Origin of the sequence: Bacillus safensis FO-36b (genome assembly GCF_000691165.1) — a bacterium.
GTDB lineage: Bacteria > Bacillota > Bacilli > Bacillales > Bacillaceae > Bacillus > Bacillus safensis.
On the sequence record NZ_ASJD01000020.1, the window covers coordinates 1 to 20096 of the forward strand.

General features: G+C 42.3%; 18 protein-coding genes and 1 pseudogene. All 19 read left to right on the forward strand.

What is annotated here, in order from left to right; all coding sequences use genetic code 11:
• The first annotated feature begins 233 nt into the window (after nucleotides 1–233).
• The 19 genes and pseudogenes from spoIIE (at nucleotide 234) to lysS (ending at nucleotide 19846) form a co-directional block, all read left to right on the forward strand.
• Nucleotides 234–2717: a stage II sporulation protein E gene (gene spoIIE, locus BA81_RS18510; protein ID WP_034284247.1), complete on the forward strand. Its 2484-nt coding sequence runs from the start codon at nucleotides 234–236 to the stop codon at nucleotides 2715–2717.
• A gap of 76 nt (nucleotides 2718–2793) precedes the next feature.
• The gene (locus BA81_RS18515) at nucleotides 2794–3531 is read left to right on the forward strand and encodes a vWA domain-containing protein (protein WP_034284249.1); all 738 of its coding nucleotides are present in this window, start codon (nucleotides 2794–2796) and stop codon (nucleotides 3529–3531) included.
• A complete protein-coding gene (locus BA81_RS18520) occupies nucleotides 3515–4522 on the forward strand; it encodes a protein kinase domain-containing protein (RefSeq protein WP_080701255.1) in 1008 nt (335 codons plus the stop codon). The genes BA81_RS18515 and BA81_RS18520 overlap by 17 nt, the downstream gene beginning before the upstream one ends.
• A gap of 97 nt (nucleotides 4523–4619) precedes the next feature.
• Nucleotides 4620–6042 (forward strand): annotated as a pseudogene (gene tilS, locus BA81_RS18525) (tRNA lysidine(34) synthetase TilS).
• Nucleotides 6039–6578 carry a hypoxanthine phosphoribosyltransferase gene (gene hpt, locus BA81_RS18530; protein WP_008357399.1) on the forward strand — a complete coding sequence of 180 codons (540 nt, stop codon included), beginning with the start codon at nucleotides 6039–6041 and terminating at the stop codon, nucleotides 6576–6578. Before tilS ends, hpt begins: the two are co-directional and overlap by 4 nt.
• Before the next feature lie 95 nt (nucleotides 6579–6673).
• Entirely contained in the window at nucleotides 6674–8575 is a 1902-nt protein-coding gene (gene ftsH, locus BA81_RS18535) for an ATP-dependent zinc metalloprotease FtsH (RefSeq protein ID WP_034284252.1), read from the forward strand.
• Nucleotides 8576–8737: 162 nt separating this feature from the next.
• A complete protein-coding gene (locus BA81_RS18540; protein ID WP_024427185.1) occupies nucleotides 8738–9514 on the forward strand; it encodes a type III pantothenate kinase in 777 nt (258 codons plus the stop codon).
• 14 nt (nucleotides 9515–9528) lie between these two features.
• Nucleotides 9529–10404 (forward strand): Hsp33 family molecular chaperone HslO, encoded by an 876-nt coding sequence (gene hslO / locus BA81_RS18545; protein ID WP_024425653.1) that lies wholly within the window; start codon nucleotides 9529–9531, stop codon nucleotides 10402–10404.
• A gap of 46 nt (nucleotides 10405–10450) precedes the next feature.
• Nucleotides 10451–11359 (forward strand): peptidyl-prolyl cis-trans isomerase, encoded by a 909-nt coding sequence (locus tag BA81_RS18550; protein WP_024425654.1) that lies wholly within the window; start codon nucleotides 10451–10453, stop codon nucleotides 11357–11359.
• A gap of 77 nt (nucleotides 11360–11436) precedes the next feature.
• Entirely contained in the window at nucleotides 11437–12360 is a 924-nt protein-coding gene (gene cysK / locus BA81_RS18555; protein ID WP_024425655.1) for a cysteine synthase A, read from the forward strand.
• A gap of 124 nt (nucleotides 12361–12484) precedes the next feature.
• Nucleotides 12485–13903: an anthranilate synthase component I family protein gene (locus tag BA81_RS18560; RefSeq protein ID WP_034284253.1), complete on the forward strand. Its 1419-nt coding sequence runs from the start codon at nucleotides 12485–12487 to the stop codon at nucleotides 13901–13903.
• Nucleotides 13904–13916: 13 nt separating this feature from the next.
• On the forward strand, nucleotides 13917–14510 hold the full coding sequence (gene pabA, locus BA81_RS18565; RefSeq protein WP_024425656.1) for an aminodeoxychorismate/anthranilate synthase component II: 594 nt from the start codon (nucleotides 13917–13919) through the stop codon (nucleotides 14508–14510).
• Nucleotides 14507–15355: an aminodeoxychorismate lyase gene (gene pabC, locus BA81_RS18570; RefSeq protein WP_034284255.1), complete on the forward strand. Its 849-nt coding sequence runs from the start codon at nucleotides 14507–14509 to the stop codon at nucleotides 15353–15355. The genes pabA and pabC overlap by 4 nt, the downstream gene beginning before the upstream one ends.
• A 9-nt stretch (nucleotides 15356–15364) precedes the next feature.
• The gene (gene folP, locus BA81_RS18575) at nucleotides 15365–16222 is read left to right on the forward strand and encodes a dihydropteroate synthase (RefSeq protein ID WP_034284257.1); all 858 of its coding nucleotides are present in this window, start codon (nucleotides 15365–15367) and stop codon (nucleotides 16220–16222) included.
• A complete protein-coding gene (gene folB, locus BA81_RS18580; RefSeq protein WP_024425659.1) occupies nucleotides 16215–16577 on the forward strand; it encodes a dihydroneopterin aldolase in 363 nt (120 codons plus the stop codon). The genes folP and folB overlap by 8 nt, the downstream gene beginning before the upstream one ends.
• Entirely contained in the window at nucleotides 16574–17077 is a 504-nt protein-coding gene (gene folK / locus BA81_RS18585; RefSeq protein WP_024425660.1) for a 2-amino-4-hydroxy-6-hydroxymethyldihydropteridine diphosphokinase, read from the forward strand. Before folB ends, folK begins: the two co-directional genes overlap by 4 nt.
• Nucleotides 17029–17262, forward strand: a complete 234-nt coding sequence (locus tag BA81_RS18590; protein WP_024425661.1) for a helix-turn-helix domain-containing protein — start codon at nucleotides 17029–17031, stop codon at nucleotides 17260–17262. The genes folK and BA81_RS18590 overlap by 49 nt, the downstream gene beginning before the upstream one ends.
• Nucleotides 17255–18256 (forward strand): tRNA dihydrouridine synthase DusB, encoded by a 1002-nt coding sequence (gene dusB / locus BA81_RS18595; RefSeq protein WP_024425662.1) that lies wholly within the window; start codon nucleotides 17255–17257, stop codon nucleotides 18254–18256. The genes BA81_RS18590 and dusB overlap by 8 nt, the downstream gene beginning before the upstream one ends.
• Nucleotides 18257–18346: 90 nt before the next feature.
• Complete coding sequence (lysS, locus tag BA81_RS18600) at nucleotides 18347–19846, forward strand: lysine--tRNA ligase (RefSeq protein WP_034284259.1); 1500 nt, start codon at nucleotides 18347–18349, stop codon at nucleotides 19844–19846.
• The last annotated feature ends 250 nt before the right edge of the window (nucleotides 19847–20096 follow it).

The window sequence follows — 20096 nt, forward strand, 5'->3', positions numbered from 1 at the left end:
GTAACACGGGTTCGAATCCCGTACGGGTCATATTCGAAACAGCTTTCTATAGGAAAGCTGTTTTTTTGTGCCTTCGTAAAATTCTGATGAAAGACATCGACTTTCATGAAAGTATGCCTCTTTGACGAATAAAGCGTCGAACGTTTTATGGAAACGACAACTTCTTTTGACAAAATTTCTTTTTCACCTTCGCTATAATGACAAGCAACGAATATCAGGTGGGGGATGAGAAGATGGAAAAACTAGAAAGAAGAACTGATTTAACAGGAGCGGGGTTTGAAAGAATCAGTGCGGGATTAAAAAAGATGAAAAAGCTGTTTCTTCATCACACGCATTCTCTTTTTTTCTATAAAGGGTTTATTTATGTTGTTCTAGGCTTTTTATTAGGACGAGCCTTTATATTATCTGAAATTATGCCGTTTGCTCTGCCTTTCTTTGGTTCCATGCTGCTTATTAAAAGAGATAAGGCGATGCTTGCTTGTCTAGCTTTACTCGCAGGGGCGATGACGATATCACCTCAAAATGCATTGTTTGTGTTTGCGTCGCTGCTCATGTTTCTCCTTATGTCAAAGGTGGTTTCTTTCATCATCAAAGACCCAGTGAAAACATTACCGGTTGTCATTGTTCTCTCAATGCTGATCACCCGAGGAGCGTTTGTTTACCTAGAGCAAGGTGCTGTGCAAAGCTATGATTACGTCATGGCGGGTGTCGAAGCAGGACTTGCCTTCATTTTGACTCTGATTTTTCTTCAAAGCCTGCCGATTTTTACAGTCAGGAAAATTAAACACTCTTTAAAGGTCGAAGAAATTATTTGTTTTATGATTTTAATTGCCTCAGTTTTAACTGGCCTTGCTGGGATCACATTTCAAGGAATGCAGGCAGAGCATATTTTGTCACGTTATGTAGTGCTGACGTTTGCCTTTATTGGCGGAGCCAGTATCGGTTGTACGGTCGGTGTTGTGACAGGATTAATTCTCGGTCTCGCTAACATCGGAAACCTTTATCAGATGAGTCTTCTTGCCTTTTCAGGCTTATTAGGCGGATTGCTGAAAGAAGGGAAAAAAGCAGGGGCAGCCATCGGCTTAATTGTGGGTTCCTTACTCATTTCACTGTACGGGGAAGGATCAGCAGGTCTCATGACCACACTGTATGAATCACTTATAGCGGTTGCGCTCTTTTTGCTCACGCCGCAATCAGTCACCTCCAAGGTAGCGAAATACATTCCTGGTACGGTAGAGCATGTACAAGAGCAGCAGCAATATGCTCGCAAGGTACGAGACGTGACAGCAAAAAAGGTAGATCAATTCTCTCATGTATTTCATGCGCTGTCTGAGAGTTTTGCGACATTTTACGAATCTATTCCTGAAGAGAAGAAGCAGGAAGAGGATGTAGATCTTTTTTTAAGTACGATCACAGAACGATCCTGTCAAACGTGCTATAAGAAAAATAAATGCTGGGTGCAGAACTTTGATACAACCTATGAACTAATGAAACAAGTTATGCATGAATCTGATGAAAAAACGTATGAGCATAACCGAAAATTGAAAAAGAAATTTAGTCAGCACTGCTCAAAATCAAAACATGTCGAGGAATTGATCGAAGAGGAGATCGCTTACTATAAAGCCAATCAGACATTGAAGAAAAAAGTTCAAGACAGCAGACGTCTTGTGGCTGAACAGCTGATGGGGGTCTCGCAAGTAATGGAGGATTTTTCCCGGGAAATAAAACGAGAAAGAGAACAGCATTTTATTCAGGAAGAGCAGATGATAGAAGCGCTTCAGCACTTTGGCATTGAAATCCAGCAAGTAGAAATCTATAGCTTGGAGCAGGGAAATGTGGATATTGAAATGAGAATCCCATATTGCCAAGGGCATGGGGAATGTGAAAAAATCATTGCTCCAATGCTTTCAGATATTTTAGAAGAACAGATTTTAGTCAAAGCAGAGCAGTGTGCAGAGCACCCAACAGGCTATTGCCACGTTGTATTTGGCTCTGCTAAATCATATCGAGTGGCTACAGGCGTGGCACATGCAGCAAAAGGCGGAGGACTGGTATCTGGAGACAGCTACAGCATGATGGAGCTTGGTGCGGGCAAGTATGCTGCAGCTATTAGTGATGGAATGGGCAACGGAGCACGGGCTCATTTTGAAAGCAATGAAACGATTAAGCTGTTAGAAAAAATATTGGCGTCAGGTATCAATGAAAAAGTGGCGATTAAAACCATTAATAGTATTTTATCTTTAAGAACGACGGACGAGATCTATTCAACATTGGATTTATCGATCATTGATTTACAGGATGCGAGCTGTAAGTTCCTCAAAATTGGTTCAACACCCAGCTTTATTAAACGGGGTGATCAGGTGATGAAGGTACAAGCAAGCAACTTGCCAATCGGTATTATTGATGAATTCGAAGTCGAGGTTGTGAGTGAACAGATGAAGGCAGGAGATCTATTGATTATGATGAGTGACGGCATTTTTGAAGGGCCAAAGCATATTGAAAATCATGATCTGTGGGTGAAACGGAAAATGAAAAGCTTTAAAACAGAAGATCCCCAAGAAATTGCTGATTTATTAATGGAAGAGGTCATTCGAACAAGAGCAGGCCAAATTGATGACGATATGACAGTTGTTGTCATCAGGCTCGACCACAACACACCAAAATGGGCTTCCATTCCGACCGGTACATTCTATCTTGAGAAACAAGAGATTTCTTAAAATATCGTATAATATGAATTTCTTCTGGCGATGATGGGGATATAAGCATTCAGTTACAATCCCAGGAGGAATGAAGATGCGAAAAGGTCACGTCAACCAAATCTTATTGATTACAGATGGCTGCTCAAACCACGGGGAAGATCCGCTTGCGATTGCCTCATTGGCAAAGGAACAAGGGATTACAGTCAATGTCATTGGCATTATGGAAGAAAACAGACACGATCATGAAGCGATGAAGGAAGTAGAGGGGATTGCTCTCGCAGGCGGAGGCATCCATCAAGTCGTCTACGTCCAGCAGTTATCTCAAACAGTACAAATGGTCACAAAAAAAGCGATGACACAAACCTTGCAAGGTGTTGTGAATAAAGAATTGCAGCAAATTCTCGGCAAAGATGCTGAAATTGAAGAGCTTCCACCTGATAAGCGCGGGGAAGTAATGGAGGTTGTAGATGAGTTAGGAGAGACGGTTCACCTTCAAGTACTCGTGCTTGTTGATACAAGTGCAAGTATGAAACCGAAGCTGCCGACCGTAAAAGAAGCACTCATCGACCTTTCCATCAGTTTAAATTCAAGAATTGGAGAAAATCAGTTTGGGATGTGTGTATTTCCCGGGAAAAACTCAGATGCTGAAATTGTGTTGAATTGGACGCCTCGATTCGATTCATTATCATCTATTTTCCCAAAACTGACCACTGGAGGAATCACCCCAACGGGACCAGCGCTTCGGGAAGCACTTCAGCATTTCAAATCAGTTCGTTCACGCAAAGGGTTGCTTGAAGCAAAGGAAGAGCATGATGATGAATTCGGCTTCTAACATCCCGTTAGGCACGGTGATTCAAGGGAAATGGCACCACCATCATTACCGTATTGTAAAAGAGCTTGGAAAAGGGGCGAACGGTGTTGTCTATCTGGCCGAATCGCCACATGGGCAAGCGGCCCTTAAAGTGAGTGATGACAGTATGCTCATTGCATCTGAAGTCAATGTTTTAAAATCCTTTTCAAAGGCTCCTGTGAAAACCATGGGGCCTTCTTTTTATGATATGGATGATGCGATTTATCCTGGTATGCCTCAAAAACGCTCTTTTTATGTGATGGAATATGTCAGAGGCCCATTACTGCTTGAATTTGTGAAACAAAAGGGTGATGAGTGGATTGTGGTTTTAATGATTCAGCTTTTATCTAGCTTGGCTCATTTACATCAGGAAGGCTGGATTTTTGGTGATTTAAAGCCGGATAATCTCATTGTTTCTGGGCCCCCGGCCACGATCCGGTGCATTGATGTGGGAGGAACGACGAAAGCGGGCAGGGCAATTAAGGAGTATACCGAGTTTTTTGATCGAGGCTATTGGGGATTCGGTACACGAAAAGCTGAACCAACTTATGATTTATTTGCTCTGACGATGGTGATGGTGAACTGTGCGTATAAGAAAGAATTCAAAAAAGGAGCAGAACCAGAAAAGCAGCTTTATCGAGCTATTGAAGGACATCCTTTATTAAAGCGATATGAAAGGGTGTTAAAGGCTGCTCTACAAGGTAAATATCAATCAGCAGCAGACATGAAAAGTGCGATGCTGAAAGAAGGACAGCTGATTGCATCAAGGAAATCGCGCCAGAAGAAGCAGCAGCAAAAAAACGCGCCAAAACCTGCTGTTAATCAAAATCAACAAGTGACCTCACGATCGCGGGCTGCAGCAGCAAAAAGAACGTCAGTGCGTAAAAAATCAGGCGGACTTTTTGAAACCATTCTTATCGTGTGCAGTGTACTCGCTCTTTACTGTGCATATGTGGTTTTGTTCCTGTTGTAGAGCCGGAAAAAAGCAGGCTTCTTCTTTGCTTGGAGCTACTGAAAGTGATAGGATATGTATATCTTTAAATTACCTGCTCTTTTGTGAGGAGGAAGTTGTGAGTAGAATTGAATCTTTTTTGAAAAAACATGATGTTTACCTTGAAAATACGACAGTCATTGTCGGGGTTTCCGGCGGACCGGATTCCATGCTCTTACTGCATGAACTTAACAAGCGTCGCAAAGGTTCCTATCAGCTGATTGCAGCCCATGTAGATCACATGTTCAGAGGAGAAGAGTCCTTCGCTGATTTGGCATTTGTTGAGGCTTACTGTAAGGAGCACGAGATCCCTTTTGAATCGTCCCGCATACAGGTCACCCAATATGCAAAAGAAAACCGCTTAAACAAACAGGCAGCTGCAAGGGAGTGCAGATATACTTTCTTTCGTCAATTGATGGAGCAATACAACGCTCAATTTATAGCGCTTGCACATCATGGAGACGACCAAGTAGAAACAATGATGATGAGACTTGTGAGAGGGACTGTTGGTATTGGACTCGCGGGTATCCAAGCAAAACGTCCTTTTCAAGGCGGATGGCTGATTCGTCCGCTCATTGGATACTCTAAAGACGACGTGCTAAAAGCTTGTGAAAAAGAACATGTCCCCTATGTCATTGATCAAAGCAATTATACGGATGACTACTTGAGAAACCGGGTAAGAAGACATATTCTTCCCGTGTTAAAAGAAGAGGCACCTCATGTACATGAAAGCTTTCAGTTTGTAAGTGACATGCTGACTGAGGATGAGCAATACTTGCAGGCTTTAACAAAGGAACAAATGAACCAAGTGATAACGAGTCAATCGCCTAAGCAAATTGAGATCAAAACGAAGCCTTTGCTTGACCTGCCTTTGCCTTTACAAAGAAGAGGCATTCAACTAATATTAAACTATCTTTATGAAAACACTCAATCAGCGTTTTCAAACCAGCATATTCTAGGGACTTTAGACTGGTTATCTCATACAGATCAACCGTCTGGATCATTAGATTTGCCAAAAGGTTTACAAGCTGTCAAGTCTTATGATCACTGTATGTTTACCTTTGAACGATCGCATGTATTAGACCAGTCTTATGCTCTTCACTTAAAGGTTGAGCTCGGAGAAGAGCTTTTTCTCCCAAATGGACAGTCTATCGTCGTATCAAATCATGTTCCGAAGGATGCACGGAACGGAAACCATTTTTTCTTGCTTCAAAAAGATCATGTTCGTCTCCCTTTGATCATTCGCTCACGAAAAAATGGTGATCGAATCAAACTTAAAGGGATGAATGGATCAAAAAAGGTGAAGGATATATTTATTGATAAAAAAGTGCCTCTTGCAGAAAGAGACAGCTGGCCGATCGTCACTGACTCGGATCATCAAATCATCTGGATCCCAGGTCTGAAAAAATCCGTTTTTGAAGAAATTGATATGACAAACAGCGATCTCATTGTATTACAATATAGACAGCACGAAAATTTGTAGGGGGCAAGCAAAAGCATGAAACAAGATATTGAAAAGATTTTGATCTCAGAAGAAGAGATCCAGCAAAAAGTGAAGGAACTGGGTGCAACATTAACCAGCGATTATGATGGTAAATTTCCCCTGGCTATTGGTGTTTTGAAAGGGGCTCTTCCATTCATGGCAGACCTGATCAAACACATTGATACATATTTAGAACTTGATTTTATGGATGTATCTAGCTACGGAAAGTCTACCGTATCTTCTGGAGAAGTAAAGATCATTAAGGATCTAGATACTTCTGTTGAAGGAAGAGATATTTTGATTATGGAAGATATCATCGACAGTGGGTTAACTTTGAGCTATCTGGTAGAGCTTTTCCGATACCGTAAAGCAAATTCCATTAAAATTGTGACATTGCTTGATAAACCAAGCGGCCGCAAAGCAGACATCAAAGCAGATTATGTTGGATTTGAAGTGCCAGATGCATTTGTTGTCGGCTATGGATTGGATTTCGCTGAACGTTACCGAAACCTCCCGTATATTGGAGTGTTAAAACCATCTGTTTACGAAGGCTGATCAGCATACGTATACATGAGGTTATTGGTTGTGTTGGAATGATTTTCTATGATACTATTGAACATAGTTGTGCTTACTGTGGGAGGAGGTAAGGAATGAATCGGGTTTTTCGTAATACGATTTTTTATATACTTATTTTATTACTTGTGATAGGGGTCGTCAGTTGGTTAGGATCCCCAAATCAAAAGCCTGAGAACATGTCTTACAGCAAATTTTCGCAAAATCTAAGTGCGGGAAAAGTGGAGAGTATCTCCATTCAGCCTGTAAGAGGGGTTTATGAAATTCGTGGTCAATTAGATGGCGCGAAGAAAGATCAATACTTCATTACCCATGTTCCAGATGGTCAAGGTGTTGACCAAATTTACAGTGCACTGAAGAATACAGATGTAAAAGTAGAACCAGCACCTGAAACAAATGGATGGCTGCAAGTTCTGACAACCATCATTCCGTTTATCATCATCTTTATCCTGTTCTTCTTCTTATTGAACCAAGCTCAGGGCGGCGGAAGCCGAGTCATGAACTTTGGTAAGAGTAAGGCGAAGCTTTACACAGAAGAGAAGAAACGTGTGAAATTTAAAGATGTTGCCGGTGCAGATGAAGAGAAGCAAGAGCTTGTAGAAGTGGTTGAATTCCTGAAGGATCCACGTAAATTTGCGGAGCTTGGCGCAAGAATCCCTAAAGGGGTTTTACTAGTAGGACCTCCAGGTACAGGTAAAACATTGCTTGCGAGAGCATCTGCAGGAGAAGCAGGCGTTCCTTTCTTCAGCATCAGTGGTTCTGACTTCGTCGAGATGTTCGTCGGTGTCGGTGCATCACGTGTACGTGATTTATTCGAAAATGCGAAAAAGAATGCACCTTGCTTAATCTTTATTGATGAGATTGATGCAGTGGGTCGTCAGCGTGGAGCCGGTCTTGGCGGCGGTCATGACGAGCGTGAACAAACGCTTAACCAGCTTCTTGTTGAAATGGATGGTTTTAGTGCCAACGAAGGTATTATTATCATTGCTGCGACGAACCGTGCAGATATTCTAGACCCTGCATTGCTGCGTCCGGGACGTTTTGACCGTCAAATTACGGTTGACCGCCCAGATGTTATTGGCCGTGAAGAAGTACTGAAAGTTCATGCGAAAAACAAACCGCTTGACGAGTCAGTCAACTTAAAAGCCATTGCAAGCAGAACACCAGGGTTCTCTGGAGCAGATCTTGAGAACTTACTAAACGAAGCAGCACTTGTTGCTGCCCGTCAAAACAAAAAGAAAATCGATATGCGTGATATCGATGAAGCGACTGACCGTGTCATCGCTGGGCCGGCGAAGAAAAGCCGCGTCATTTCGAAGAAAGAACGTAATATCGTGGCTTACCATGAAGCAGGTCATACCGTCATTGGTCTTATCCTAGACGAAGCGGATATGGTGCATAAAGTAACGATCGTTCCTAGAGGTCAGGCAGGCGGATATGCGGTCATGCTTCCAAGGGAAGACCGTTATTTCCAAACGAAACCAGAGCTTCTTGATAAAATTGTCGGCTTGCTCGGCGGTCGTGTTGCAGAGGAAATTACGTTTGGCGAAGTAAGTACAGGCGCTCACAACGACTTCCAGCGTGCAACAGGCATTGCAAGAAGAATGGTTACAGAGTTCGGTATGTCTGATAAACTTGGTCCGCTTCAATTCGGTCAATCACAAGGAGGTCAAGTATTCCTTGGCCGTGATTTCAACAATGAGCCGAATTACAGTGAAGCGATCGCTTACGAAATTGACCAAGAAGTTCAGCGTTTCATTAAGGAGAGCTACGAACGTGCGAAGCAAATTCTCACTGAGAATAAAGATAAGCTAGAAATCATCGCACAAGCCCTTCTAGAAGTTGAAACATTAGATGCTGAGCAAATTAAATCTCTTTACGAAACTGGAAAGCTTCCAGAGCGTGTATACGCAGATGACGAAGAGAAAAACGATGATGTGAAAGTAAACATCAAGAAAAAAGAAGATGAGGAGATCTAATCTCCTTCTGTGAAAGCTGCCGGGATCACCGGCAGCTTTTTTTATTTCGATTCATGAATGGATCGGTTTTGAATTGTTTACAAATGGAACTCAATTCGTGTATGGTATGATAGAAAGTCGAAAATTGCTCTTTTTGAGAAACTATTCAAAGTGGTGATGAAGTTGTTACTCGTGATAGATGTAGGAAACACAAATACCGTTTTAGGTGTTTATCATAATGGCGATCTAAACTACCATTGGCGAATTGAAACAAGCCGTCATAAAACAGAAGATGAATTTGGTATGTCCATCAGGGCTTTATTCGATTATGTGGGGCTGATGTTTGACCAAATAGAAGGGATCATCATCTCGTCTGTTGTCCCGCCTATGATGTTCGCACTTGAAAGAATGTGCGAAAAGTATTTTCACATAACACCCCAAATTGTAGGGCCTGGAATGAAGACTGGATTAAACATTATGTGTGACAATCCAAAGGAAGTCGGGGCAGATCGAATTGTCAATGCAGTAGCAGCCATTCACCTATATGGGGCGCCTCTTATTGTGGTAGACTTTGGAACAGCAACAACCTACTGTTATATCAATGAACAAAAACAATACATGGGTGGAGCGATTGCACCGGGTATTACCATCTCAACTGAGGCTTTATATACAAGAGCGGCGAAGCTGCCGAGAATTGAAATTGTCCGTCCAGATCACATTGTTGGAAAAAACACCATCAGTGCGATGCAATCCGGCATCCTTTATGGATATGTTGGCCAAGTCGAGGGAATAGTGAAACGGATGAAGCAGCAGGCCAAACAAACACCGAAAGTCATTGCAACAGGCGGTTTGTCTACATTGATTGGAAATGAATCAGACTGTATTGATATTGTCGATCCGTTCCTCACATTAAAAGGACTGCAGCTCATTTATGAACGTAATCGTGTCGGTGTATTATAGGAGGTTTAAATCAAATGGATTACTTAGTTAAAGCGTTAGCATATGACGGAAAAGTCCGTGCATATGCTGCAAACACAACAGATACAATCAACGAAGCACAAAGAAGACATCATACGTGGCCGACTGCATCAGCAGCCATCGGCAGAACGATGACAGCAACAGTCATGATGGGTGCTATGCTGAAAGGTGAGAATAAGCTAACTGTCAAAATAGAAGGCGGTGGACCAATCGGCGCCATTATTGCTGATGGAAATGCAAAAGGCCAGGTACGAGGATATGTCTCAAACCCACAAGTTCACTTTGACTTAAATGAACATGGCAAGCTGGATGTGAGACGTGCAGTCGGAACATCTGGAACGTTAAGTGTTGTCAAAGATATCGGGCTGAAGGACCACTTTACAGGACAAACGGAAATCGTCTCAGGTGAAATTGGAGATGACTTCACTTATTATCTTGTTTCTTCTGAGCAAGTGCCTTCCTCTGTAGGCGTAGGTGTCCTTGTCAATCCAGATAATTCGATCCTCGCAGCAGGCGGTTTCATCATTCAATTGCTGCCTGGTACAGAAGATGCTGTCATTGAAAGACTAGAAAAGCGCCTGTCAACCATTGAACCAATCTCTAAACTCATTGAAAAAGGGATGACACCAGAAGAAATATTAGAAGAAGTACTCGGTGAAAAGCCTCAAATTTTAGAAACTGTACCCGTCGAATTTTCTTGTAACTGCTCAAAAGAACGGTTTGCAAATGGCATTATCAGCCTAGGAAAAGCCGAAATTGATGATATGATTGAACAAGACGGACAAGCAGAAGCTCAATGCCATTTTTGTAACGAAACGTATGTATTTACAAAAGAAGAGCTAGAAGAGCTACGTGAAGAATTAACCCGCTAAGCTCTAAGCAGCGGGTTTTCTTTTTAGAATGGAAAGGAGCCGAAAGATGAGACTAAAAGCAAGAGTGGTATGGACATTTATCCTCGTGTTGCTCATGATTAATGCCGTTGTCATTGCATATGTATTAACAAAGTCACAAATGTCACAGGCCTCTTCTAACGGGAAGAGCGGTGAAGAAATTGCGTCGATTGGAAAAGAGAAGGTGACGCGTCAAGAATGGCTAAAGAAAATGGAAGACCGCTACGGAAAGGCGACACTTGAGCAAATGATCAATCAAAAGGTGGTCAATCAGCTTGCCAAGCAAAACAAGCTGGAGGTGTCTTCAAAAGAGATCAATCGTGAATTGCTCATGCTCAAAGCGGTGTCTAATAATTTCTATGAAGATGGACATACAAGTGAGAAGGAATGGAAAGAACAGATTCGTTATCAAATTTTATTGGAGCAGCTTTTAACAAGAGATGCCGTCGTTTCTGAAAAAGAAGCGAAATCGTTTTATGAAAAAAACAAGGACTTATATCAATATGATGATTCATACCGCATTCGCCATATCGTCGTGAAGACAAAGAGCGAGGCTGAAAATGTATTGAAAGATTTAAAAGGTGGATCTAGCTTCGAAGCCGTAGCAGCTGAACGTTCAATCGACCGTTACACCTCACCATACGGCGGAGATCTTGGATTTGTGACAGAAGAACAGGAAAGTATTCCGGCCCTATACATACAAGAAGCTCAAAAGCTTCAGCCAGATGAATGGACGAAAGAGCCGATTCAGACCAAAAACGGGTATGCCATTATTCAGTTAAAAGAAAAATTAAATGGCCGCTCTTTCTCCTATGACGAAGTCAAAGACCAGATTAAAAGGCAGATCGCCATGGAAGATCTAGGTGAAAAGGCGAATGTCAAAACCCTGTGGAAAGAAGCAAAAGTCACATGGTTTTACGATGGAGAGCAGGACTAAAAGCATTGACAAAATTTTTTGAAATTGATAATTTAATATTAATACAATAAAATTACTCGGAGATAGAGGTGTTAGTGATGGCTCGTATTGCAAATTCAGTTTTTGAACTAATAGGAAATACACCAGTCGTTAAATTAAACCGTTTAGTAGATGAAGACAGTGCGGATGTCTACTTGAAACTTGAATATATGAACCCGGGCAGCAGTGTCAAAGATCGTATTGCTTTAGCGATGATCGAAGATGCTGAAGCAAAAGGAACATTAAAAGCCGGCGATACGCTTATTGAACCAACAAGCGGAAACACAGGAATCGGCCTTGCAATGGTAGCGGCTGCTAAAGGAATTAACGCGATTTTGGTTATGCCGGACACAATGAGTCAGGAGCGCCGCAACCTTTTACGCGCTTATGGTGCGGAGCTTGTCTTAACACCAGGTGCAGAAGGAATGAAAGGTGCCATCAAAAAAGCGGAAGAATTGGCAGAGGAGCATGGTTACTTCATGCCTCAGCAATTTAGCAACGAAGCCAATGCGGAGATTCACCGTCGTACAACTGGGAAAGAAATCCTTGAACAATTTGACGGCGAGCTTGATGCATTTATTGCAGGTGTTGGTACGGGCGGTACGATTACAGGTGCTGGTGAAGTCCTAAAAGAAGCCATCCCATCCATCCAGCTTTATGCAGTAGAGCCGACAGATTCCCCTGTATTGTCAGGCGGGAAGCCGGGTCCGCATAAAATTCAAGGAATTGGAGCAGGTTTTGTTCCTTCAATCTTGAACACAGAAATATATGACGGCATCATCCAAGTGAAAAACGAAGATGCATTTGAGCTTGCAAGAAAAGCAGCGAAAGAAGAAGGAATTCTTGGCGGTATTTCTTCAGGAGCAGCTATTTACGCAGCGCTTCAAACAGCGAAGAAGCTTGGTAAAGGGAAAAAGGTTCTCGCCATCATCCCAAGTAATGGAGAGCGTTACCTCAGTACACCTCTTTATCAATTCGATTAAACCAATCACCCCAGCATTTGCTGGGGTTTTTTCATGAATTCTGAAGATGGAAAGCAAATACTGTTTTCTAAATAAATTGGATTGCATTACAATAAGATTAATGAAAATGAAAAAGGATGATAACATGACACAACGCAGGCCGATGGGCATCAAAATTCCTTTTACGAAAGATGCATTCTTGAAAAGATACGAACAATTAACTGCTCGTGAAACACATCATGTGCTTCTTGAAAGTGCACGCGGCGGTTCATATAGCATCGCTGGTATTCACCCGATCGCTAAAGCGAAGGGGAAAGATGGGATGACGACCATCCATTATCAAGATGAGGTGCTGTTCAAAGAAGGTGATCCATTCAGAGCGTTTACGGATTGGTTTCAAACCCTTCAAACCGAAACGAACGACGAATACCCCGACTTTCAAGGCGGAGCGATTGGGTTTTTAAGCTTCGATTATGCTAGATACATCGAGCATTTTAAGATGCTGGCAATTGACGACCTTAAAACACCAGACCTTTATTTCCTCGTATTTAACGATGTTGCAGTCTTTGATCATGAAGAAAACGCGCTGTGGCTGATTACGCACATAGAGGAAGCGGAATCAGGGAGTGAAGCGAACCAAAGGCTTGAAGAATGGAAGCAAAAATGGACAAGCTCTTCAGAAGAATCAGCACAATCACCTGTCAATGAATCTTCCACAGAATTTGTACCAGCAGCACCTTTCACTGAAGAAACCTTTGGGGAAGCAGTAGAGAAAATTAAGCAATATATCGCAAACGGTGATGTGTTCCAAGTGAACTTATCCATCAGACAAGATGAACAGCTTCACACTCACCCGTATAATTTATACAAAACGTTACGTCAAGTAAATCCATCTCCTTATATGTCTTACCTGCATACGCCTGACTTCCAGATTGTTTGTGGATCTCCAGAGCTGCTTATTAAGAAAAAAGGAACTCAGCTAGAAACAAGACCAATTGCCGGAACAAGATCACGAGGCAAAGACGACGCTGAGGATCAAGCGCTGGCAAAAGAGCTCATTGAAAATGAAAAAGAACGCGCAGAGCATGTGATGCTCGTTGATCTTGAGCGGAATGATCTTGGACGCGTATCCACTTATGGATCCGTAAAAGTGAACGAATTTATGGCGATTGAGAAATATTCGCACGTGATGCATATTGTATCCAATGTACAAGGAGAGCTGCGTGATGAATGTGACGCGGTAGATGTCATGAGAGCTGTATTCCCAGGTGGAACGATTACAGGTGCTCCAAAAGTGAGGACGATGGAAATCATAGAAGAACTTGAGCCAACAAGACGTGGGCTTTATACTGGATCTATAGGCTGGTTTGGATTCAATCAAGATATGCACTTTAATATCGTCATTCGTACTGCGTATTGTACAGAAGGAAAAGCCTTTATGCAGTCAGGTGCGGGGATCGTCATAGATTCTGTCCCTAAACACGAATATAAAGAATCGATTAAAAAAGCCTATGCAGTGAAAAAAGCATTACAGCTGAGCAAAGAAGAGACTATTTTGAGTTAGAGGTGAGCAGAGTATGATTTTAATGATTGATAATTATGATTCATTTACGTACAACCTGGTCCAGTATTTAGGTGAGCTTGGAGAAGAATTGATCGTGAAACGGAATGATCAAGTAACCATTCAAGAAATTGAAGAGCTCAAGCCGGATTTTCTCATGATTTCTCCAGGACCATGCAGTCCTGATGAAGCGGGAATTAGTATGGAGGCGATCAAGCACTTTGCAGGAAGCATTCCAATCTTCGGTGTGTGTCTAGGTCACCAATCCATCGCGCAAGTCTTTGGCGGGGATGTCGTTCGAGCAGAGCGCCTAATGCACGGTAAAACGTCAGAGATTAAACATGATGGAAAAGGTGTTTTCACAGGACTTCAAAATCCGCTCGTCGCAACGAGATATCATTCATTAATTGTCAAAAACGAGACGCTGCCAGAGTGCTTTGACGCAACAGCCAGCACAAAGGAAGGCGAGCTCATGGCGATTCGTCATAAAGAACTGCCGATTGAAAGTGTGCAATTCCATCCTGAATCGATTATGACGTCCTTCGGAAAAGAAATGCTGAAAAATTTCATTGAAACCTATCGTAAAAAGGGGCATGAAGTAAACGCATGATCATTTATCTGAACGGTCAGTATATAGAGGAGAAAGACGCGACTCTTTCTCCTTTTGATCATGGTTTTCTATATGGCATCGGTGTATTCGAAACATTTACCAGCCTGGCAGGACAAGTCTTCCTGTTAGATTGGCATCTTGAAAGGCTCAATCAATCATTACGTGACCTTTGCATCGAATCCACAATAGAGAAACCATTTGTACTCGACATCATTCATACTTTACTAAATAAAAACCAAATAGCCGGCGGCCATGCGAGAATTCGCTTGAATGTTTCTGCGGGCAGAGGCAATGGGTTTTCTGCAGACCCTTATGAAGAGCCTGTCGTTTTTGTCATGATCTCTCCATTCCGTCCAGAATCTATTTTGGATGAGAAAAAGGGATTCGTTCTTCAAACAAGAAGGAACACACCGGAAGGGCCAAGGCGCCTCAAGTCTCATCACTATATGAACAACCTGCTCGCGAAAAGAGAAGTGGGGAACGACCCGGCGTTAGAAGGCATCTTTTTAACAAAAGAAGATGATGTGGCAGAAGGCATTACCTCGAATGTATTTTGGCGAAAAGATGATGTGGTCTATACACCGTCACTTGATACAGGCATTTTAAATGGGGTCACTCGTCGATACTGTATGGAAACGCTCCACGCGATGGGGGTCTCGCTAAAGGAAGGACGATACCCAGTCTCACATTTGCTCTCAGCTGATGAGGCATGGATGACCAATTCTGTTCAGGGAGTTGTACCTTTCGGGTGTATAGGAGACATCCACTTGCTCAAAAACAGCCGGACCATCTCAACAAAGTTAAGAATGCAATACACAAAAGAACGTCAAGACCATAAAGAGTAGGTGGACACAATGACACAACAATTGATAAAACAGCCTAAAATCATTCAGGCCAAGCATCACACCCTTAGTTATGAAGAAAAGACATTGGTCATGGGCATTTTAAATGTCACTCCTGACTCTTTTTCAGATGGAGGAAAGTTTAATCAAGTAGATAAAGCACTGGCTCATGCAGCGCAGCTGATAGAAGACGGGGCGCATATTATTGATATTGGCGGAGAATCGACTCGCCCGGGAGCGGCACTTGTCTCGGAAGAAGAGGAGCTTTCAAGGGTCATTCCTGTCATTGAGAAAATCACAAAAGATTTAGATATCCCTATCTCTATTGATACGTATAAAGCCCGTGTTGCAGATGAAGCGGTGAAAGCTGGAGCCTCCATCATTAATGATGTATGGGGAGCGAAGGCAGATCCCCAAATGGCACATGTGGCGGCGAAGCACAATGTCCCAATCATTTTAATGCACAATCGGCCAGAACGAAACTACACACATCTGATTTCAGATATGATCGCCGATTTGAAAGAAAGTGTCCAAATTGCCCAGCAAGCGGGTGTACGTGATGACATGATCATATTAGATCCAGGTGTAGGATTTGCGAAAAATAAAGAGGACAACCTGAAGGTCATGAATGAACTCGAACATTTTTGTCACCTTGGGTATCCACTGCTGCTGGCTACATCTCGAAAACGATTCATTGGTGCTGTCTTAGACCTGCCGCCTGAAGAACGTACTGAAGGAACAGGTGCGACGGTCTGCCTTGGGATTCAAAAGGGCAGTGCGATGGTCCGTGTACATGATGTCAAAGAAATAGCAAGAATGGCAAAAATGATGGATGCCATGCTGAATAAGGGAGGCGCTTATCATCGATAAAGTATATGTAAACGGAATGGAATTTTACGGGTACCACGGTGTATTTGCAGAAGAAAATAAACTGGGGCAGCGATTCCGCGTGGACTTAACAGCTTCACTTGATTTAAGTAAAGCCGGACAAACTGATGACCTCAATGAGACCATCAACTATGCAGAGCTTTACCAAATCTGCAAAAGCATTGTAGAAGGCGAGCCGGTCAATCTTGTTGAAACACTGACAGAAAGAATTGCAAACCAAGTGTTAAAGGACTTTCCGACAGTTCAGGAATGTACAGTGAAGGTGATCAAACCAGATCCCCCAATTCCAGGACATTATCAGTCCGTTGCAATTGAAATGACGAGATCGCGCACATGAACAATACAGCATACATCGCATTAGGCTCAAACATAGGTAAAAAAGAAACCTATTTAAAAGAAGCCGTCAAAAAACTGCATGAACATCCAGAGGTTCAAGTGGAATTAATCTCATCGATATATGAAACAGCACCTGTAGGCTATGAAAACCAAGATGACTTTTTAAACATGGCCGTGAAAATTACCACTTCACTTCGTCCGGAGGAACTACTGTCTCTTACTCAGAAAATCGAGCAGGAGTTAGGCAGAACAAGAGAAGTGAGATGGGGACCGCGAACGGCTGACCTTGACATTTTACTTTATAATCGTGAAAATATTGAAACAGAACAACTTGTAGTGCCGCATCCCAGAATGTACGAACGTTTATTCGTTCTTGTCCCGATGAGTGAGATTTGCCCAGAAATCGGCGAAGTACAAATAAATGCCGTAACAGACCAAGAAGGTGTAAGCATATGGAAAAAGACATGTGGGGTAGAAGAATTCGTGCATACCGAAAGCTAAAAGGGTATACTCAGGAAGGGTTCGCGAAAAGACTAGGCATCTCTGTCTCTGTCTTAGGAGAAATTGAGCGAGGCAATCGATTACCAACAAACCAATTGGTTGGTCAAATAGCAGATGCTTTAAATATAACGGTGGAAGAACTTTCGCCAATTCTTGAAGAAGAAAGGAGGGGGAAAAATGTTTAAAATCGGGGATATCGAGATTAAAAACAAAGTAGTGCTCGCACCAATGGCTGGTGTGTGCAACTCTGCCTTCAGACTGACGGTGAAAGAGTTTGGAGCGGGCTTAGTCTGCGCTGAAATGGTCAGTGACAAAGCGATCCTGATCAACAACGCGAGAACAATGGGTATGCTATACATTGATGAACGGGAAAAGCCTTTGAGCCTTCAGATATTTGGAGGGGAAAAAGACACACTCGTCGAAGCGGCAAAGTTCGTAGACCAGAATACCACAGCTGATATTATTGATATCAACATGGGCTGTCCTGTACCAAAGATTACGAAATGTGATGCAGGAGCGAAATGGCTCCTTGATCCAAACAAGATTTATGAAATGGTCTCTGCTGTCGTAGAAGCTGTAGACAAACCAGTTACAGTGAAAATGAGAATGGGCTGGGACGAAGACCATATCTTTGCTATCGACAATGCCCGTGCTGTTGAACGAGCTGGTGGACAAGCGGTTGCGCTTCACGGACGGACACGTGTGCAAATGTACGAAGGAACAGCGAATTGGGATATTATAAAAGAGGTTAAACAATCTGTATCAATTCCTGTCATCGGCAATGGCGATGTCAAAACCCCTCAAGATGCAAAACGTATGCTTGATGAAACAGGTGTGGACGCTGTTATGATCGGAAGAGCCGCACTTGGAAACCCGTGGATGATTTATCGAACGGTTCATTATTTAGAAACGGGTGAACTGAAAGAAGAGCCAAACGTGCGTGAGAAAATGTCAGTGTGCAAACTTCACTTAGACAGACTCATTGACCTGAAAGGCGAGCATGTCGCTGTTAGAGAAATGAGAAAGCATGCAGCATGGTACTTAAAAGGGGTCCGCGGCAACGCTGATGTAAGAAACCAAATCAATCAAAGTGAAACGAGAGCGGAGCTTGTACAAGTTCTTGATGACTTTACGATCGAAGCCGAGGCAAAAGAGCTTCAAAGTATAAAAGTAGGATAAGACTATCTTTCTTTTTGTAGCTCACTGCTAGTGCATGTACTGGCAGTTTTTCTGCTTTTCTCTGCAAAATACATTATTGGAGTGATATAAATGAGTAATGAAGGGCTTAATAACGAAGAATTAAATGACCAATTCCAGGTCAGACGTGACAAAATGAATAAAATGAGAGAAGAGGGTATCGATCCATTCGGTGAACGATATGACCGTTCTCATCAATCTGCGCAAATTATCGCTGAATATGACGAGTTTTCTAAAGAAGACTTAGAAGGAAAAGCGGCTCAAGTAACAATCGCTGGTCGTATGATGACAAAGCGCGGAAAAGGAAAAGCTGGCTTTGCGCATATTCAAGACCTAGAAGGACAAATTCAAATCTATGTTCGTAAAGATAGTGTAGGGGAAGAAGCTTATGAATTATTCAAAAGCTCAGACCTAGGCGATATCATTGGTGTAACAGGAACTGTTTTTAAAACTAATGTAGGAGAACTTTCTATTAAAGCGACTAGCTTTGAGGTTCTGACAAAAGCACTTCGCCCGCTTCCTGATAAATATCATGGATTAAAAGATGTTGAACAACGCTATCGTCAGCGCTACCTGGACCTCATTGTAAATCCAGAAAGTAAGCAGACGTTTATTATGCGAAGCAAAATCATTCAATCCATGAGAAGATACTTAGATTCTAAAGGATACTTAGAAGTTGAAACACCAACAATGCACAGCATTCCTGGTGGTGCATCAGCGCGTCCTTTCATTACTCATCACAATGCACTTGATATGCCGCTTTATATGCGTATTGCGATCGAGCTGCACTTAAAACGCCTAATTGTCGGTGGTCTAGAGAAAGTATATGAGATTGGCCGCGTATTCCGTAATGAAGGGGTATCGACTCGCCACAACCCAGAATTCACTATGATTGAGCTGTATGAAGCATACGCAGACTACAAAGATATCATGAATCTGACTGAAAACTTAATTGCCCATATTGCCCAAGAGGTGCTGGGAACAACAACCATTCAATATGGAGAAGATGAAATTGATCTCAAGCCTGAATGGAAGAGACTGCATATGGTTGAAGCAGTCAAAGAAGCAACAGGTGTAGACTTCTGGCAGGAGATGTCTGTAGAAGAAGCAAAACAGCATGCTGCTGATCATGGTGTTGAAATCACGAAAAATATGACAGTAGGTCATATTATCAATGAGTTCTTCGAGCAAAAAGTAGAAGAAACATTGGTTCAGCCTACATTCATTTACGGACATCCAGTGGAGATTTCTCCATTAGCTAAGAAAAATCCTGAAGACCCTCGCTTCACAGATCGCTTTGAGCTGTTTATCGTACGCCGTGAGCATGCAAATGCATTCACAGAGCTAAACGATCCAATCGATCAAAGAGAACGCTTTGAAGCTCAATTAAAAGAACGTGAAGAAGGAAATGACGAAGCACACCTAATGGATGACGATTTTGTTGAAGCATTAGAATACGGCATGCCTCCAACAGGTGGTTTAGGAATCGGGATCGATCGATTAATCATGCTTTTAACAAATTCTCCGTCAATTAGAGATGTACTGCTTTTCCCGCAAATGAGAAACCGCTAATACATCAATCAAAGCGCCATTTTATCTATGGCGCTTTTTATTTTTCATAAAATGAAACTTTTTTTAAAAAAACTATTGCAAGGAAAGAATACAGATGGTATATTATTATTCGTTGCCGCAAAACAGCAACGAGGTTAAAAAAAGAAATTGAAAAAAGTTCTTGACTTTAACCGACGCAAAATGTTAAGATATTAAAGTCGCTTACGAGCGATAACGAAAATGATCTTTGAAAACTAAACAAGACAAAACG

Excerpts from the sequence above, each read along its gene's own strand:
- spoIIE (WP_034284247.1), top strand. The coding sequence starts at position 234 with ATGGAAAAACTAGAAAGAAGAACTGATTTAACAGGAGCGGGGTTTGAA.
- BA81_RS18515 (WP_034284249.1), top strand. The coding sequence starts at position 2,794 with ATGCGAAAAGGTCACGTCAACCAAATCTTATTGATTACAGATGGCTGC.
- BA81_RS18520 (WP_080701255.1), top strand. The coding sequence starts at position 3,515 with ATGAATTCGGCTTCTAACATCCCGTTAGGCACGGTGATTCAAGGGAAA.
- hpt (WP_008357399.1), top strand. The coding sequence starts at position 6,039 with ATGAAACAAGATATTGAAAAGATTTTGATCTCAGAAGAAGAGATCCAG.
- ftsH (WP_034284252.1), top strand. The coding sequence starts at position 6,674 with ATGAATCGGGTTTTTCGTAATACGATTTTTTATATACTTATTTTATTA.
- hslO (WP_024425653.1), top strand. The coding sequence starts at position 9,529 with ATGGATTACTTAGTTAAAGCGTTAGCATATGACGGAAAAGTCCGTGCA.
- BA81_RS18550 (WP_024425654.1), top strand. The coding sequence starts at position 10,451 with ATGAGACTAAAAGCAAGAGTGGTATGGACATTTATCCTCGTGTTGCTC.
- cysK (WP_024425655.1), top strand. The coding sequence starts at position 11,437 with ATGGCTCGTATTGCAAATTCAGTTTTTGAACTAATAGGAAATACACCA.
- BA81_RS18560 (WP_034284253.1), top strand. The coding sequence starts at position 12,485 with ATGACACAACGCAGGCCGATGGGCATCAAAATTCCTTTTACGAAAGAT.
- pabA (WP_024425656.1), top strand. The coding sequence starts at position 13,917 with ATGATTTTAATGATTGATAATTATGATTCATTTACGTACAACCTGGTC.
- pabC (WP_034284255.1), top strand. The coding sequence starts at position 14,507 with ATGATCATTTATCTGAACGGTCAGTATATAGAGGAGAAAGACGCGACT.
- folP (WP_034284257.1), top strand. The coding sequence starts at position 15,365 with ATGACACAACAATTGATAAAACAGCCTAAAATCATTCAGGCCAAGCAT.
- folK (WP_024425660.1), top strand. The coding sequence starts at position 16,574 with ATGAACAATACAGCATACATCGCATTAGGCTCAAACATAGGTAAAAAA.
- BA81_RS18590 (WP_024425661.1), top strand. The coding sequence starts at position 17,029 with ATGGAAAAAGACATGTGGGGTAGAAGAATTCGTGCATACCGAAAGCTA.
- dusB (WP_024425662.1), top strand. The coding sequence starts at position 17,255 with ATGTTTAAAATCGGGGATATCGAGATTAAAAACAAAGTAGTGCTCGCA.
- lysS (WP_034284259.1), top strand. The coding sequence starts at position 18,347 with ATGAGTAATGAAGGGCTTAATAACGAAGAATTAAATGACCAATTCCAG.